Origin of the sequence: Enterovibrio norvegicus, from assembly GCF_002876705.1 — a bacterium.
In the GTDB taxonomy this organism is placed as follows: Bacteria; Pseudomonadota; Gammaproteobacteria; order Enterobacterales; family Vibrionaceae; genus Enterovibrio; species Enterovibrio norvegicus_B.
The window spans coordinates 320,757-338,333 of the sequence record NZ_MDAG01000057.1; the positions used below are offsets into that span (position 1 = coordinate 320,757).

Sequence of the window (17,577 nt, forward strand, 5' to 3'; positions counted from 1 at the left end):
ATGTTTAGGCCTCAGTCAGATTACGGCACTGTCTGTTGCGTTTGGCCACAGATTGCAAAATGAAGTAGCCAACAACGGCAACTAGCAAGGCGTTACCCGCAGCAATAATACAAAGCTGAATGAAGACTTTGGTAAAAGGTTCGGCATAAAGCACGGTATCAAGGAAAGCAGACGTGCCATATCCAATCACGTTGCCAAGCAAAGCCAGGAAGGCGAAAAGTACGATATCAATCGGGCCAAAGCTCCCGTATTTCAGGCGACGTTTGGTCAGAATAGGGAAGAAGCCAATGACGAAGCCCACGATGCCAGAACCTAACACCCAGGTTAGCCAGACCCCCCAACCTGCGAACATGTCGGTAACCCAGTGGCCGATGAAGCCAACAAAAAAGCCCACGCCCGGGCCAAACAAAACGGAGAAAAGAGCAAGAATGGCCATAGCAGGCTTAAGCGTCGTGTTTGCGAAAACAGGAATGCCAAACATTGGCAAGCCGCCAATGCCATAGAGAGCAGCACCAATAGCAATGATAACGACAGTCTTTGCTGAGAAATTCATAGATAAACCTTTGTGCTGGACAGGATCTATTTGTCCAACGCATATTTTGACGCCAGTTATTTTAAGTGGCTCACAAAAAAGAGGCGGGATTATAAAGATAAACGCATAGAAAGGAAAGCTAACAGTCTAGACGTCTAAAAATGTCTGTAAACCAAGATACACAGATTGTTGATGTAGTGAGCGGATCAGAGTTGAGAACGTCGAAACTTAGAGCGATAGACGGAAGGTGAGAACAGGGCATTGTGGAGGAGAGGTGTCAGCTTTTATCTGTTTTCTATGCTGTGACCTCGTGTTCGCTGGCTCGGCTTGCGTTTGGGAGATAAGGAAAGGGTGCCATGGGAGAAATAGAAAAGGCGCAGACGCGCCTTTTTAGGTAAATATGGTTTTGGCTTATTTCACTGTCGAGGTTTGCAGTTCTTCGGCTTCTTTCGCGCGGCAAGCTGCTGCGGTAAACACAACGTCTGTTGAGCTATTCAATGCAGTTTCTGCTGAATCTTGAACCACACCGATGATGAAGCCTACGGCAACGACTTGCATCGCGATATCGTTTGGAATACCAAACAAATTACACGCAAGTGGAATCAACAAAAGTGAACCACCTGCAACACCCGATGCGCCACATGCAGATACGGCAGCAACAATACTCAGCAGGATTGCTGTCGCAATATCAACTTGAATTCCCATGGTGTTAACGGCTGCAAGTGTCAATACCGTGATGGTAATGGCTGCACCGCCCATGTTGATAGTTGCGCCCAATGGAATAGAAACAGAGTAGGTGTCTTTATCCAATTTCAATCTGCTACATAGCTGCATGTTCACAGGAATGTTCGCGGCAGAGCTACGTGTGAAGAAGGCGGTCACGCCACTTTCACGCAGACATTGAAATACCAATGGGTATGGGTTGGTGTGGGTTTTAAGGTAAACAATCAATGGGTTCACAACCAAGGCGATAATCGCCATGCTGCCTAGCAATACCGCAAGCAAGTGAGCGTAACCCACCAATGCTTCAAAGCCTGTTTCTGCAAAGGTCTTAGCGACCAAGCCGAAAATACCAATAGGGGCAAGCTTAATGATGAAGCGAACAATGAAAGAAACACTTTCAGCAACGTCGCCAAATACGGTTTTGGTGGTGTCTGATGCGTGATGAAGCGCAATACCTAAGCCAATTGCCCAAGCAAGAATACCGATAAAGTTACCGTTCATCAGTGCATGAATTGGGTTGTCGACAACGCTAAACAATAGCGTTTGGATAACCTGAACAATACCTTCTGGTGGTGCAATAGCAGAATCTGTTGTTGTTAGCGTAAGCTCTGTTGGGAACAAAAAGCTCATGGTGACAGCCGTAATTGCTGCAGCGAAAGTACCAACTAAATAAAGGGTGATGATTGGACGAAGATGAGTGTGTTGGCCTTTCTTCTGATTTGCGATAGATGCTGCTACCAATACAAATACCAAGATAGGTGCAACGGCTTTTAGAGCATTTACAAATAAGCCGCCTAGAAACCCAATGGCTTTGGCACTTTCTGGCGAAAGGCTAGCGAGGGCAACACCGGCGATAATACCTACCAAAATCTGGACGACCAGACTGGCACTAGTAACACGTGCTAAAGGGGAGTTTTTTTGCTTCATTTTTCTCACTTCACTGTGTATGAGCTGTTAACGTTTGGATTAAATCAGCTGGATTAGTAATCTGTAAAGTAGTAAATGAAATAAAATATGATGATCGATCGCATATGCCTGATTATATATAGCAGTGATGTTTTGCGGCGATGTAAAATATTGCGATGGTTATTGTAATGAAGTTGTAAATTCTGAAAAAGGAAAAGCGCCACGAAGGGCGCTTTAAATTGTGGCGTCTATGTTAACCAGTTGGATTGATTAATAAATAACGCGACCCACGGCATTTAACAATTGGCTAACGCCTTTGGTAAAGTGCAAGGGGGCATCTGAAACGGTGTAACAGAGGCAACCGTCGTGAGTTTGTGGTGTGTGATGGTTGCTGGCGTCTAACATAATGAAGTCACCCGGCACATAAGTGTCGTGTTCGTCTTCAAAATGGCCACCCAACAATAAAGTAAGCTCTGTGCCTTTGTGGGTATGGCTAGGCACACTGCCGTTCATGCCTATGTGCAAAAGACTGGCTCGCGTATCGCCCTCATTCAATGGAAGTCGCGCGCGGCTAATGGTGCCGATAGAGCTCCACCCCAGTTGATGATAACGGCGCAATGCTATTGGGAGTGAGTACGTTTCTCCGCACACGCTGATTTCAGCTTTAGGTGAAGGCGTAACGAGCGTTTTAGGCACCATTTCGTCAGACATGATGTCAGCAAGCATGTTGCCGAACATAGCATCCATGTCCAAGGGTTCTTCTTGAGCATTGTCGTTGCTCGCCACTGCATTTTCGCCATGCAGCATAGGTGCATCGAACGCCAGTTGGGCGGCTTGCTCGGTAAACAAAGCCACTTTGTTCATACATTGTTCACACATCTCGCAATGTGCAGATACGGCGATGGACATTGAAGCCGCAAGATCGCCAACAGCATGCGCTGCAAGCATTTCATCGGTTGGGTGATACTTAATCATCGTTCACCTCCAAGTGTGTACGAAGCTTTTGAAGACCTAAACGAAGACGAGATTTAATCGTACCCAACGGGACGTCGAGCTGTTCTGCTAGTTCCTGATGAGTTAACTGCTTCAAGTAAACACCTCTAACGACTTGCTGCTGTAGGTCAGGTAAAAGATCGATGTATGACAGGAGCTGAGTTTGTATCTGCTCCTGCAGTGCTTCATCTTCTTGGTCACCCGATTCACCATCGATGAGAGGCCAAATATCGCCGCTCAAACAATCTTCTCTGTTGCTTTTCACTTTGCGCAGCATGTCAAAACTGACATTCCGCATGATAGTGAAAACCCACGTCGATGCGCCCCCTTTGGAGCCATCGTATAAATGTGCTTTGCGCCATACCAAAATCATTGTTTCTTGGACGAGTTCCATGGCATGCCCGTCGACACGAAGGTGACGTAAGCCGTATGCACGGAGTTTGGGTGCGAAGTGCTTAAACAACGCAGCAAATGCTGCCTCATCACGCCCTTCAGCGACGCGTTGTAATAGTTCTGCCAACTTTTCGGGAGTGGGAACTGACATAGGTGTCTGACTACTCGAACGTTTTGTGTTGTTAGCATTATACGTACTTCTGGCCATTTCCATTATCAATGTTTCCTGTATGTGCCAATTTGTGACATGTATTGGTTAACGTAATGAAAAAGGAATTGGATCAATATTCTCTCTGAGTTTCTTCGGTAAGAAGTACGGTTATGAACTGCATCGCATCTTCTGCGTCGTGTTGCGCGATAAACCATTGGCGCTGATTGTTGGCTAAAGGCAGCACTTCTAACCAGCGCTGACATACCCAATTAACGTCATTGAAACACAATACTTCCTCGTATTGCGAGGCATGTTCGGGGTGTGTTTTGAACAAGGCTTCCAGTGCTTCGCCAAGCAATCCAGTATCCGCATTGCTTGGTGGCCAATCAGGCAGCGCCTCGGTGTGCCCAACCCATAGGCCGTCGTTTTCTTTGTCAATGTGTGACAACTTGACCCGTGATAAACCTTTTATGGTGACCCCGAGCAAACCGTCTGGCAGGGTTTCAAAGTCGATAATTTGAACGTGCGTTCCGTAGGTACAGATAGCATCGCCTTCTTTCATCGCAAGAACGAACCCTTTTTGCTCTGCCATGGATTCTTTCACAAGGCGAACATAACGAGGTTCGAATATACGAAGTTTTGTAATGCCCCCTGGGAGCAAAAACAGGGGTAGCGGAAATAGACCCAATTGCATGAAGAACCTCCATAAATAACGTTAGAATTTACGAAGGTGTTTCATGATGCGATCACTTCGGGCATCAATTCGGCACCGTGTAACACGGCGTATGCGTGCTTATGACATGTTTTCTACTGCACGTTGAATGGCATCAACCAGTTTTTGAAGTTGTTCTTTACGCATGTCAAATGGTGGCATGATATAGATAAGACGTCCAAAAGGACGGATCCAAACACCTGACTCAACAAAGTGTTTTTGAATTGACTCTACGTGTACGGGGGTGTTGAGTTCAACGACGCCAATCGCCCCAAGCCACCTCACGTCTTTTACTGCATTAAGGCTTTCTAGTGGGGGCAGCATGGATGCAAGGTGTGACTCAATGGTCAGCACTTTTTCCTGCCACGGAGTGTCTTTTAAAAGCTGTAAACTTGCATTTGCCACGGCGCTGGCGAGAGGGTTGCCCATAAACGTCGGGCCATGCATAAAACAGCCTGCTTCACCGCTACATACGGTATCAGCAACGTGTTTTGTTGTGATCGTGGCGGCCATGGTCATATAGCCTCCCGTTAGGGCTTTACCTACGCAAAGAATGTCCGGCGATATACCCGCATGTTCACAGGCAAAGAGCTTACCTGTACGACCAAATCCGGTGGCAATTTCATCGCAAATTAGCAACACCCCATGTTCATCACACAGCGCACGCACCCGTTTCAAAAATGTAGGGTGATAAATACGCATGCCGCCTGCGCCTTGAACGATAGGCTCAAGAATCACCGCTGCAATGTCATCAACGTTGCTTGTCAGTTTGAGTTCAAAATCAGCAATGTCCTCTTCCTTCCATTTATCATAAAAGCCACATTCAGGTGAATCGGCAAAGATGTGTTCAGGAAGAAAACCTTTGTATAGCTTATGCATCGAATTGTCTGGATCGGTGACCGACATGGCTGCAAAGCTATCGCCGTGATAACCGTGGCGCAGTGTTAAAAATTTCGATTTCGGTGCGCCTTTCGCATGCCAATATTGCAACGCCATTTTGAGTGCAACTTCCACCGAAATTGAGCCTGAATCACACAGAAATACTTTGTCTAATGGCGCGGGTGTCATCTCGACAAGTTGTTTACAAAGTGCAATCGCGGGCTCGTGGGTGATCCCACCAAACATCACATGAGACATCTTTCCCGCTTGATCAATCAAAGCCTTATTCAACACAGGGTGATTGTAACCATGAATCGCTGCCCACCAAGAAGACATGCCATCAATGAGTTCGGTGCCATCTTCTAAGTAAAGAAAAACGCCATCTGCGCGCGCGATGGGATAGCACGGAAGCGGGTTGATGGTTGAGGTGTAAGGGTGCCAAATATGTTCACGATCGAAAGCAATATCCATGTATATAAAATATCCAGTTGTAAACTATAGAAGTCAATCACTGTTGACATTGTAATGCCTGACTTTAGACTGAACAAGTCACCATACCCAAATCACTTTGTATTCTCGTCACTGTCGAGAAAGGGTTGGCACTTAGGTGCGTCTCATTAGGTGTTTTGGGTATGTCATTCATTCCAAATTGAGGTATTACAGGTGGAAGTTCGCCATAATTGGACTGTCGAGGAAGTGCAGGCCTTATTCGAAAAACCTTTTATGGATCTGATGTTTGAAGCGCAGCAGGTTCATCGACAGTTTCATCCCGCCAATGAAGTGCAAGTGAGCACATTGCTTTCTATCAAAACGGGCGCATGCCCAGAAGATTGCAAATATTGCCCTCAAAGTGCCCATTACCGTACTGATGTTGAAAAAGAGCGCCTGTTAGAAGTTGAGCGCGTATTAGATGCAGCGGATAAAGCGAAGCGTTCTGGCGCAACCCGATTCTGTATGGGGGCGGCATGGAAAAACCCTAAAGCACGCGACATGCCATACCTCAAGGAAATGATCCAAGGGGTGAAAGGCATGGGGTTAGAAACCTGCATGACCTTGGGCATGCTGGATGAAGCTCAAGCCTCAGAGTTGGCAGGTGCGGGTTTGGACTACTACAACCACAACCTGGATACGTCGCCAGAATACTACGGCAACATCATTACCACGCGTACATACCAAGATCGCTTGGACACATTGTCAAACGTGCGCGGCGCGGGCATGAAAGTGTGTTCAGGTGGCATCATCGGTTTGGGTGAAAATGCCCGTGACCGCGTGGGTTTGTTGATGGAGTTGGCTAACCTTCCTCACCACCCTGAAAGTGTGCCAATCAATATGTTGGTGAAAGTGAAAGGTACGCCGCTAGAAGACGTTGATGATGTCGAGCCGTTCGATTTTGTCCGCATCATTGCCGTTGCGCGCATCATGATGCCGAAATCTGCTGTTCGCCTTTCAGCCGGCCGTGAAAACATGAACGAGCAAATGCAGACCATGTGTTTTATGGCGGGTGCTAACTCAATTTTCTACGGGTGCAAACTGCTTACTACACCAAACCCAGACGAAGATGCAGACATGATGTTGTTTAAAAAGTTGGGAATCAACAGCGAACAACGTGCGCAGAAACCTGATGCCGTTCAGGAAGAGTCTCTGTTAGCCGAAGTCGCTGAACGTGTTGCTTCGCGTCCTGGCAAAGACGATTTGTTCTACGAAGCCAGCGTCTAAGGTTCGCAATATTCCATGAGTGAACCAAGCCGACTGCCAAGCCGTATCGCGCAGAAGCTTGCTGAACGTCAGCAACAAGGGCTTCATCGTTCAGTGAAGGCTTTCCATCATCGAGATGGGAAGCTCATTGACGAGCACAACAATACGTACCTGAACTTTTCGGGCAACGATTACCTCGGTCTTGCCAATGATCCTGCTTTGATTTCAGCGTGGCAGGATGGGCTATCTCTTTACGGTGCTGGTAGCACAGCATCGCCCCTTGTGACGGGCTTTTCACACGCCCATCAGGCACTAGAAGCATCGCTGTGTGACTGGCTCGGTTTTGACAAAGCACTGTTGTTTAATAGTGGCTTTTCAGCGAATCAAGCGGTGATTTTTTCCTTGCTAGAGAAAGGGGATGTTCTGTTTCAAGACAAGCTCAATCACGCGTCTTTAATGGAAGCGGGTATCTTGTCTGAAGCCACCATGCTGCGATTCCTGCACAACAATACCGCCAAACTCGACAGTGCGTTAAAAAACCAATCAGAAGCACCCTCCCGTTTTGTCATCACAGAAGGTGTTTTTAGTATGGACGGCGATCTGTCACCACTTGCCGACATCGATGTTGTGTGTCGTGCGAATGAGGCGTGTTTGATGGTTGATGATGCGCATGGCATTGGTGTGTTGGGTAAAGAAGGGCGCGGATCTTGCGACAATGCAGGCATTCAGCCTGACATCTTGATTGTGACCTTCGGAAAAGCCTTTGGAATGATGGGCGCTGCTGTGATGTGCAGCGCGCAAGTGCATGACTATCTGACGCAGTTCGCGCGGCACTATGTGTATTCCACTGCCATGCCGCCCGCACAGGCTTATGCGCTGTCAAAAGCCGTAAGCATGATAAGAAAAGACAACTGGCGCAGAGAGAAATTGCATGAATTGTCTTCACGGTTTCACCGTGTGTTGAGTGAACACCATGAAGTCGTGGAAACGCAAACACCGATAAAACCCGTAGTGCTTGGTGATGTCACAACGATGCTAACAGCGGCAGAACATCTTAAATCAGCAGGCTTTTGGACGGGTGCTATTCGGCCACCGACGGTGCCACCGAACTCATCGCGGCTTCGTATTACTTTGTCTGTGAATCAAACATTGGATGACGTTAACGCGTTAGCCTGCAAGTTACGCCACATACTCGAAGGGGATCGACATGAGTAACGCAGCATCGCTCGGTTCCTTGTTTGATGAAGAATTAAACGCACAGCAACATGATGACAAAGCTGCAATCAAAGCGGCGTTTGGACGAGCGGCAAACTCATACGACAAAAGTGCAGCGTTTCAGCGTCGAGTTGGTCATGAATTGATGGCGATGCACCATGACTGGAAGGGTAGGCACATCCTTGATTTGGGCTGTGGGACGGGATATTTCAGCGCGCAGTTGGCCAGTAAAGGTGCGTCAGTTATCGCGCTTGATTTGTCTGATCGTATGCTTGAAAAAGCACGAGACCGTTGTGGCGATTCACTGACTTATGTATCGGGAGATGCTGAGGCATTGCCATTGGCGTCGAACAGTGTCGATATGGCGTTCAGTTCGCTTGCTCTGCAATGGTGTAAAGATCTCTCTGTGCCTTTGTCTGAGTTAAAACGTGTGGTGAAACCCGGCGGGACGATTGTGTTTTCAACGCTTCTCGACGGTTCACTGTTGGAGCTGAAAAAAGCGTGGGAAGTCGTAGATTCTGAACAGCATGTGAATGCCTTTGTAGACATTAAGGCGGTAAACATTGCGCTCGCGCAAGCTGGTTTCACAGGGTACACCCTAGAATGCAAAGCGATAGCAGAGAGCTATCCTTCGGCTTTTGCACTGATGAAAGATCTTAAAGGCATAGGTGCAACGCATTTAGACGAAGGAAGAAAGGCGGGATTAAATGGCAGAAAAGCATTGCTCACGGTAGAGTCGGCGTATCGTCAATTCCAACGTGCTGATGGCACTGTCCCCGCGACTTATCAAGTTTGCTTTGGAGTGATAACCAATGACTAAAAGCTATTTCGTGACTGGCACAGATACCGAGGTGGGTAAAACGGTCGCCTCTGTAGCAATAATGCAAGCAGTGGCGAAAGCTGGGCTGCTCGTCGGTGGTTATAAACCGATTGCAGCAGGCAGTGACGAAACACATGAAGGGCTGACAAATGAAGATGCAGTGTGCTTACGTGCGGCATCAAATTTGGCCCTCGGTTACGATGAAGTTAACCCTTGTTTGCTTCATGAACCGTGTTCTCCGCACATCGCTGCCGAGCTAGAAAACAAAGAGATTATGTTCTCCGTGCTAACTGATGGATTGAAAAACATCCAAGCAAAAACAGATTTTACGTTGGTGGAAGGCGCGGGCGGCTGGCGAGTGCCTGTCACGTATGATGCGACACTGGCAGATTGGGTAAAAGAAGAAAAGCTTCCCGTTATCCTTGTTGTAGGCATCAAACTTGGCTGTTTAAATCATGCCTATTTAACGGCAGAAGCGATTCGTCGTGACGGGCTGGAAATTGCAGGTTGGGTTGCTAACCGTATTAATCCCGGCACAGAACATTACAGTGATATCGTCAAAACGTTGGAGCATCACTTACAGGTGCCAAAACTCGGTGAAATACCTTACATGACGAAAGTGAAAACACGTGATCTAAGCGCCTATATTGATATAAAACCTCTTGGACTTTAGTCTGATAGGTCGCTCTAAAAAAGCGTAAAAAATTAGACATTAAACAACAAAAAGCCAGCACGAATGCTGGCTTTTCAATATTCTTTATCTGCTCAGTGCAGTACGACTATTTGTTGTCTTCTAGCAATCCCATTAGAGACTGCTGCATTTCAGAAACCTGTTGCAACTTATGGTTCTCGTCATCAGCGAGACCAAGTTCTGCGCAAGCTTCGTCAAAGCTCATGCCTAAGTGACAGCAAAGTATATCGATAGCGACACGATAGTTCTCTTTGTCAGCCATGGTTTTCTCTCCTTAGAATCGCATCCAAACTTGGATGCAAAAGCGTATCAACCTGATGCGCTCACCGTTTCAAACACACTATTCTGGATAGTGCCTAAAGACAACTCGACCAAAGTCTAATCCCTTAAAACTTTTTAAACGTCAGCTGTGCTGTATATAAAAGAGGCAGTGTTCTAATTCGTCAAGCTAATGCGTAACAAATTGCTACATGGACTTGTTTTTCGCACGTTTGACCCTACTATCTCACCTGAGCGCTTCAATCATTTCGGAGACAAGATTACTCATGAAACGCATAGCTTTATTCCTGTTGACCAACCTCGCGGTTGTTTTCGTCTTCAGTATTGTTCTTAACATCGTATATGCCGTCACCGGCATGCAACCTGGCAGCCTGTCTGGTTTGTTGTTGATGGCTGCGTTATTCGGTTTTGGTGGTTCATTGATCTCTTTGATGATGTCAAAATCAATGGCACTACGTTCAGTGGGCGGTCAAGTGATTGAACACCCGCGCGACGAAACAGAACACTGGTTGATGAGCACCGTAAGCCGTCAAGCGCAACAAGCGGGCATTGGCATGCCAACCGTTGCTATTTACTACTCAGACGACATTAACGCGTTTGCTACTGGTGCAAAGCGTGACGACTCGCTGGTAGCCGTATCAAGTGGTTTGCTTGAAAACATGACCCGCGCCGAAGCAGAAGCTGTACTTGCGCACGAAGTGAGTCACATCGCGAATGGCGATATGGTGACACTGACGTTGATGCAAGGTGTAGTGAATACTTTCGTTATCTTTATCTCTCGCCTCATCGCTGGTGCGATCAGTGGCGTGAACAATGATGAAGAAGGCGAGGGCGGTGGTAGCTTTATGACCTACTTCATCGTGTCATCGATTCTGGAAGTGGTGTTCGGTATTTTGGCGAGCATCATTACCATGTGGTTTAGCCGTCATCGCGAATTTTATGCGGATGCGGGCTCTGCTAACTTGGTTGGCCGTGAGAAGATGATCGCTGCACTTGAGCGTCTGAAGGTGAGCCATGAGAGCCGTCTTGAAGGTTCGATGGTCGCTTTCGGTATCAACGGTAAAAAATCACTGAGCGAATTGTTCATGACGCACCCGCCACTGGACAAACGTATTGATGCGTTACGTCGTGGTGAATACGTAAAATAATTCCTGAGTTCGAGAAAAAGCCTCCATTTATGGGGGCTTTTGTCGTTTTGGGCGTAAATGAAAAGTAGCATGCGCTAGTGTTAATCAATGTGATAGCGAGTCAAAAAATAGGCAAAGGAGCCCAGCATGAACCCTGTTACTTGGTTTGAAATTCCCGTTGAAGACATGGAAAGGGCGATCGTTTTTTATGAGCGCGTGTTTGCTATTTCTCTTAAACGTCATGATATGAACGGCACGGACATGGCATGGTTCCCCGTGCAAGAGGGTGCAGCATACGGTGCGACTGGTACGCTTATCGCGGGTGAAGGCTGCACGCCGAGCACTGCGGGCGTCATGGTGTATATCAATGTAGAAGGCATGGATGCGGTGTTAGAGCGTGTAGCAAATGAAACTGAAGTGCTCGTACCTAAAACCGCCATTGGCAACAATGGCTACTATGCCCATATTAAAGACAGTGAAGGCAATCGTATTGGTCTTCATGGTCATTAGCCATAAAAGCGGCAGGTTTGCCCACTAAGCTATATTGTGTTGCCCATTAAAACCACTAATCCATACATCGTTATTGAGACCATCTGCATTTAGTGCCTTATATTGTGAAATGACTATTTTGTGTTCAGCATCAATATGATGAAATGGTATGCATAGTCATTCTGGGTATATGCTAAATAAATAGATAACGACTAAACAGCTCAACGTTTGGGGTATGAGGTTATTTCTCAAAGCGGATAGAAAACGTTCATTGCGCTTTGGCTTAAGGTTTAGGGACATGTTTAAAAAGATCAGGGTGATCCTTGTAGCGCTAATATTGCTGGGCTTGTTTGCCACAGCACTTTTTTATGGCGCGCTCACGATCAGTTTGCCGACATTGTCTGGAAACACAGTGTCCTCTGTGATCTCTAAGCCCACTCTTTTACGTCGCGATGAATTGGGCACAGCGATTGTACATGCTGAAAATCGATTAGATGCTTCGTATGCGCTTGGCTATGCGCATGGTCAAGATCGCTTCTTTCAGATGGATTTACTCCGCCGCAACGCCGCAGGTGAGCTTGCGGAGTTGTTTGGTGCTGCCGCATTGCCGCTCGATGAAAAGGTACGTTTCCACCAACTTCGAAAACGCAGTCAAAAAATGCTCGCCGCTTTTCCTGAGCAACAAAAAGAGATGCTGTCTGTTTATGCCAAAGGCGTTAACGATGCACTTGCCCATGCGTCCTTTCCAACGTTCGAATACTTGCTCACGCAGTCAAAGCGAAAACCTTGGAAGCCCGAGGATTCACTACTGGTTGTGTATAGCATGTATTTGGATTTGCAGGGGCTGAGCATTGACAGAGATCTTGTCTATCACGCTATTCAACAAACTTTTGGTGCTAACACCCTCGCTTTTCTGATTCAAACCAGTGAATTCCAAGCCGCGTTGGATGGCAGTCGCCTTCCCCTTAAAAAAGTGTCAATTCCAGAGCTCGACAGTATTTTCCTAAAAACGGCGATGGTGAAACCCATCGAGAAAAACGCAGAAGTTGGCAGCAACAATTGGGCTGTGAGCGGTGCGTTGACTCGCAATGGTAAGGCCATGTTGTCGGACGATATGCACCTCATGCTCAGTACGCCAGTGATTTGGTACCGCGCGCAGCTCAACATCATCAATGATGAAAAACAGACACAGGTGACGGGCGTGAGCCTACCGGGTGTGCCTGCGATTGTCGTTGGCTCAAATAACAAGGTTGCGTGGGGCTTTACGAACTCGTATATCGATACGGCAGATTGGATAAAACTGTCTGATAAAGACAAAACGGCGCTTGATGCTGAAAGCATTCCTTTGCCAAATGGCGAGAAGACATTCTATGTCGAAGTGAGTCATTTTGGACCAGTAAGACGGATTGATAACGAGAAATATGCGCTGACCTGGGTTGGCTATCAGGATTACGCCATCAATCTGAACTTAATGAACCTTGAAGTGGCTAACTCCGTGTCCGACGCGCTTGCTGTGAGTAAGAAGATTGGCATACCGGCGCAAAACATGGTGGTTACGGATAGCCGTGGTGATATCGCATGGCAAATCACGGGTGCAGTGCCTGACAGGCGCAAACCGAGTGATGTGCCCGTTTCATCTTCACGTTTTGATGATGCTTGGTTACAACAAGCGCGCGACCTTCCCTCGCGGGTTAATCCGAAAGATCAACGAATTTGGACAGCGAACAGCCGCGCTGTGAGTGCTTCTCAGCATCGACGGTTTGGTGATGGTGGTTATGCACTTGGTGCGCGCAGCGAGCAGATAAAAGCACGGTTGTTTGAGAAAGACGTGTTCGACATTGATGATTTCTATCAGATTCAATTGGATAACGAGGCGTTGTTTTTAACGCGATGGCAGGGCTTTTTGCTCGGTGTATTGAAAACAGATCCTGATTTATTTTCCGAAGACATCAGGGAAATAGAAGGGTGGCAAGGCTGTGCATGTGCCGACTCCGTCGGTTACAGCTTAGTGAAACGTTACCGAGATACACTCATCGATCAACTGTTCGCGCCCATAGAGTCTCAACTTGCTGCGCAGAATCTAAGTCTGGCGTTAATAGAAAGACAGCTAGAGCCCGCATTGTGGCAACTGGTTCAAGCGCAGGCTGACAGCTGGAAGCCTCTAGGTGCGGCCAATTGGAACGTCTTTTTCACAACCACATACATTGATATGCGCGCGCAACTCATGGTGGACATGACAGGGCATGAAACAGGATCGTTGAAAGCGCTGCGTTGGGGGGATGTGAATCGTCTTCAAGTTCAACATCCGTTCAGTCAGCAAATCCCAGTGCTGAGTAATCTGCTGAATATGCCCGACGTGGAAGGGTTTGGAGACAGGTTTATGCCCGCCGTGCAGGGTAAGCATTTTGGCGCATCACAGCGTCTGATTGTTCAGCCTGGCGATGAAGTGAATGGAGTTCTCACACTGCCAGGCGGGCAGAGTGGCCATCCACTTTCACCGTTTTACCGCTCGGGGTTTGGTGAATATGCCAATCAGGATTCAACCCCGTTCTTACCGGGTAGTGTGCTTCATCAAATTGAATTCATTCCGACATCGCCTTAGCGCTTTGTTTCCGAATAAAACGAGAGCCAACAGGCTCTTTTTTATACGATATAATCCATGCGTAAAAAATCCTTCATTAAATTACGGTAATTTAATGAAGAGAAATAATAGAATTACCAATGCTTTACGACGTTTTATTACAAATTTTCGTTTCAGTAATTAGAATAAAATAAAGTGCTAGTTCATATTGGTGTAAATAGTCAATGACGTAAATGTCTCTATATTGAGATCTAATCTATTATTCTGACTCTCTCCCAATAAATAGTCAGGCTTTATTTGCAGAGTGAAATATATGAATATTCTTAAATGTGTGTCCAATGGTTCAAAAGTGATAACCAGTAGTAAAAATACAAATCACTTTTGCCCGACTCATTTAAGGGTAATTGATATGCAATTTGATTCTTTCACACATGCTTCACGTTGGTTGGATCTCGCGACGTTTGGTCCGAAGCAGGGCGAGGCAAATGCATTAGTCAACAAACGCGCTAAGGCTTGGTTCGATGAACAAGTGAAGCTGCCAGCTTCCTCTCACTTAAAGCAATGCGAAAAACAATTCGCAGCACAGGGTTACGGAAAAATGATATCTCGTTCGACACGTATTCGTGCATGGCTAGATATCGCGCTGTATGGCGATGACCAACTGCGACAAAAAGTGGGTTACGCGCTAAGCCAAATTTTTGTGGCCTCAGATCAAGATGCCACCCTCATTAACCACACACCTGCAATCGCTCACTATAACGATTTGCTGTGTGGGCATGCGTTTGGGAATTACCGAGAATTATTGAAAGCAGTGTCTCTATCGCCAGTGATGGGGCATTACTTGACCATGGTAGGCAATCAGATGGGTGACCCTTTAACAGGGCGTCGTCCAGATGAAAACTACGCACGTGAGATTTTGCAGTTATTTTCTGTTGGACTGTATGAACGTGACATTGATGGTAGCTACATCATGGGAAACAATGGCCAACCCGTGGCTTGCTACGACGAAAAAGACATTCAGGAATTGGCACGCGTCTTCACAGGTTGGGACAGTCTTGATAGCCACATGATAGAAGCCATGACCAACAACGGTCAGTATCATGACCCTGGTGAAAAGATGATCATGGGGCACCGTTTCCCTAAAAATACCAGTGCCGATGTAGAAATGGATCGCGTGATGGATATGCTGCTACATCATCCTTCTACAGCCCCTAACATCAGTAAAGGCTTGATTCAAAAGCTGACCACATCTAATCCATCACCAGACTATGTTCGTCGTGTGACCGAAGTGTTCTTGAATAACGGAGAGGGTGTTGTCGGGGATCTAAAAGCGGTTGTTTGGGCTGTGCTTGCAGACGAGGAAGTGTACACCGCCACACCAATGACCATGAGTAAAATCCGTGAGCCTTGGTTATCTTTGGTTTACATCTACCGCGCATTAGATGCACAACCGGGGGCAGGTAGCGCATTGGTAGAAACGGATTTAGTGTATCTGAAAACGTGTAACCAATATCCGCTGGGTTCACCGTCTGTATTTAACTTTTACTTACCTGATTACGCCCCTAATGGTGTTGTAAGTGAAAACAATTTGGTCTCCCCAGAATTACAGATTATTGATTGGTCCCATATTATTTATGTGCACAATTTCATATATGGAATATTCAGACTTAATCTGCAAGACAAAAATAAACCACTAAAAAAACAACTTTATATCAACGTTGAAGATTTAAAAGCGCCATTTGATACCAAAGATATTCAAGGCTTTGTTGCTGAAGTATCAGAACGATTTTTTAATGGCGCTATGCCGGTAGAGCTGCAACACATATTGTCTGATCATTACAACGGTCTCGATATGCACGCAGGTAAGTGGGTTCAGCGATTAATGTTTATCGCTTTATCTTCCCCATATTTCCATGTTCAGGAGAACCGCGCATCATGAAACTAACACGTAGAGATTTCATCAAATCAGCCGGTATTGCAGGCGCTGCTGCTGCCGCACCTATGAGCTTTAGCCTTCAAGCACGAGGCGTTGAAGACTACAAAGCCTTAATCTGCATTTTTATGAATGGCGGTAATGATTTTTTCCATCAAGTTTTGCCGCTGGATAGCGAGAATTTCAATAAATTCAACGCATCACGCCAAGGCATTGCAGTACCGCGCAGTCACGTTATGCCGCTTAACATTAAAGATAAAAATGGCGTGCAATTTGGCCTGAACAAATCCATGCGTGCACTCATGCCGTTGTTTGAAAAAAACCAAGCGAATGTCGTCATGAATGTAGGGCCATTGCTCGCGCCGACATCAAAAGAAGATCTTGAGTCTGGCCGCGCAGAACTGCCGCCTTATCTTTTCGCTCATAACAAGCAGCAAGAAGTATGGCAACACAGTTGGATGGGAGAGGCGTACAGTCAGCACGGTTGGTTGGGGATGTCGATGGATGTGATGGCCCGCTCTATGGCTGACATGCCAAATTGCTTCTACACCGGCCCTAACTCCATTTTGAACAGCTATTCCACGGATTCCATGTTCGTGAACAAAAATGGCTTTCAAGAACTACAAGCCTTGTCGAGTGCAGTTATTCGCTCGAGCTATGAATCCATGGCGAACCAGCATTATGACTCACCGTTGGTCGCAGGGTATGCCAATGTTGTGCAACAAGCGGTATCGGCGCAAAAACAAATGGAGCCGATTGTTGAAGGCATTCCTATGGATGACCGAATTCCGACATCAAACCTTGGCACCCAGCTGCGTGGCATCAAGCAAATGATCGATGCAGCACAGCTTTTGGGTCATAACCGTCAGGTGTTTTACGTCTCTATCGGTGGTTTTGATACCCACGATAATCAAGTTCGCCGTCAAGATGGCTTGATGAAAGAATTTTCAGAGGCGGTCGCCGGGTTGTATGCCGCACTGGAAGCGGATGGTTTATCTGAAAACGTACTGACATGTTCACTGTCTGAGTTTGGACGCACCATGCACGATAATGCCCGTAAGGGCACAGACCACGGTTGGGGCGGCGGGCAGTTTATGTTTGGCGGGCCAACACACGGCGGCGAATGCTGTGGCGAGTACCCAGATTTTACTCGTGGTGGCAAAGACGACAACGGTGAAGGTCGGATCATCCCGAAAATAGCGCACGAACAATATGCCGCCTACATGGTGAAATGGCTTGGATTGGGGAACGGTGCCCTTAATACCGTATTCCCAACGTTGCCGAAATTTGGTGGACCGATGGAAATGGGTTTGGTGTCTCGCTGATCGAGGTAGCCAAAACCCAAAAAATGAACAAGCCAGAGCCAATTGCTCTGGCTTTTTTCAAGGGAATTCTAAAGTTATCTAGGCAAGAGGTGAACCAATCACTCAATACGCTACAAAACGCATGGGGTTTGGT

16 protein-coding genes are annotated in these 17,577 nt (G+C 46.8%); 9 read left to right on the forward strand and 7 right to left on the reverse strand.

What is annotated here, in order from left to right; genetic code table 11:
• Positions 1-4 precede the first annotated feature (4 nt).
• From BCT27_RS20830 to bioA, 6 genes are all read right to left on the reverse strand, one after another.
• Positions 5-553, reverse strand: coding sequence for an ECF-type riboflavin transporter substrate-binding protein (locus BCT27_RS20830; protein WP_102317057.1), 549 nt, complete (start codon positions 551-553; stop codon positions 5-7).
• Between the two features lie 390 nt (positions 554-943).
• Positions 944-2,182, reverse strand: a complete 1,239-nt coding sequence (gene sstT, locus BCT27_RS20835) for a serine/threonine transporter SstT (RefSeq protein ID WP_102317056.1) — start codon at positions 2,180-2,182, stop codon at positions 944-946.
• Positions 2,183-2,431: 249 nt separating this feature from the next.
• Complete coding sequence (locus BCT27_RS20840; protein ID WP_102396650.1) at positions 2,432-3,136, reverse strand: ChrR family anti-sigma-E factor; 705 nt, start codon at positions 3,134-3,136, stop codon at positions 2,432-2,434.
• Positions 3,129-3,761: a sigma-70 family RNA polymerase sigma factor gene (locus tag BCT27_RS20845; protein ID WP_102317054.1), complete on the reverse strand. Its 633-nt coding sequence runs from the start codon at positions 3,759-3,761 to the stop codon at positions 3,129-3,131. Before BCT27_RS20845 ends, BCT27_RS20840 begins: the two co-directional genes overlap by 8 nt.
• Positions 3,762-3,828: 67 nt before the next feature.
• Positions 3,829-4,392, reverse strand: coding sequence for an LON peptidase substrate-binding domain-containing protein (locus BCT27_RS20850; protein WP_102317053.1), 564 nt, complete (start codon positions 4,390-4,392; stop codon positions 3,829-3,831).
• Between the two features lie 99 nt (positions 4,393-4,491).
• Entirely contained in the window at positions 4,492-5,760 is a 1,269-nt protein-coding gene (gene bioA, locus BCT27_RS20855; RefSeq protein ID WP_102317052.1) for an adenosylmethionine--8-amino-7-oxononanoate transaminase, read from the reverse strand.
• A 192-nt stretch (positions 5,761-5,952) separates the two neighbouring features.
• On the opposite strand from bioA, the gene bioB reads away from it, so the two are divergent.
• Genes bioB through bioD form a run of 4 tightly spaced genes read left to right on the forward strand, consistent with a single transcriptional unit; the run spans position 5,953 to position 9,692 of the window.
• Positions 5,953-7,005: a biotin synthase BioB gene (gene bioB / locus BCT27_RS20860; RefSeq protein ID WP_102396651.1), complete on the forward strand. Its 1,053-nt coding sequence runs from the start codon at positions 5,953-5,955 to the stop codon at positions 7,003-7,005.
• Between the two features lie 15 nt (positions 7,006-7,020).
• A complete protein-coding gene (gene bioF / locus BCT27_RS20865) occupies positions 7,021-8,199 on the forward strand; it encodes an 8-amino-7-oxononanoate synthase (protein ID WP_102396652.1) in 1,179 nt (392 codons plus the stop codon).
• Complete coding sequence (gene bioC, locus BCT27_RS20870) at positions 8,192-9,019, forward strand: malonyl-ACP O-methyltransferase BioC (protein ID WP_102396653.1); 828 nt, start codon at positions 8,192-8,194, stop codon at positions 9,017-9,019. Before bioF ends, bioC begins: the two co-directional genes overlap by 8 nt.
• Positions 9,012-9,692, forward strand: coding sequence for a dethiobiotin synthase (gene bioD, locus BCT27_RS20875; RefSeq protein WP_102390996.1), 681 nt, complete (start codon positions 9,012-9,014; stop codon positions 9,690-9,692). The genes bioC and bioD overlap by 8 nt, the downstream gene beginning before the upstream one ends.
• 106 nt (positions 9,693-9,798) lie before the next feature.
• On the opposite strand, the gene BCT27_RS25720 is transcribed toward bioD, so the two are convergent.
• Positions 9,799-9,972 carry a hypothetical protein gene (locus tag BCT27_RS25720; RefSeq protein ID WP_198597601.1) on the reverse strand — a complete coding sequence of 58 codons (174 nt, stop codon included), beginning with the start codon at positions 9,970-9,972 and terminating at the stop codon, positions 9,799-9,801.
• A gap of 283 nt (positions 9,973-10,255) precedes the next feature.
• Between BCT27_RS25720 and htpX the strand changes: the two genes are divergently transcribed.
• From htpX to BCT27_RS20900, 5 genes are all read left to right on the forward strand, one after another.
• Positions 10,256-11,137: a protease HtpX gene (gene htpX / locus BCT27_RS20880; protein ID WP_102396654.1), complete on the forward strand. Its 882-nt coding sequence runs from the start codon at positions 10,256-10,258 to the stop codon at positions 11,135-11,137.
• Positions 11,138-11,263: 126 nt separating this feature from the next.
• Entirely contained in the window at positions 11,264-11,626 is a 363-nt protein-coding gene (locus tag BCT27_RS20885; protein WP_102396655.1) for a VOC family protein, read from the forward strand.
• Positions 11,627-11,903: 277 nt separating this feature from the next.
• A complete protein-coding gene (locus tag BCT27_RS20890) occupies positions 11,904-14,207 on the forward strand; it encodes a penicillin acylase family protein (RefSeq protein WP_102396656.1) in 2,304 nt (767 codons plus the stop codon).
• Between the two features lie 388 nt (positions 14,208-14,595).
• The gene (locus BCT27_RS20895; RefSeq protein ID WP_102317045.1) at positions 14,596-16,125 is read left to right on the forward strand and encodes a DUF1800 domain-containing protein; all 1,530 of its coding nucleotides are present in this window, start codon (positions 14,596-14,598) and stop codon (positions 16,123-16,125) included.
• Complete coding sequence (locus tag BCT27_RS20900) at positions 16,122-17,444, forward strand: DUF1501 domain-containing protein (protein ID WP_102396657.1); 1,323 nt, start codon at positions 16,122-16,124, stop codon at positions 17,442-17,444. The genes BCT27_RS20895 and BCT27_RS20900 overlap by 4 nt, the downstream gene beginning before the upstream one ends.
• The last annotated feature ends 133 nt before the right edge of the window (positions 17,445-17,577 follow it).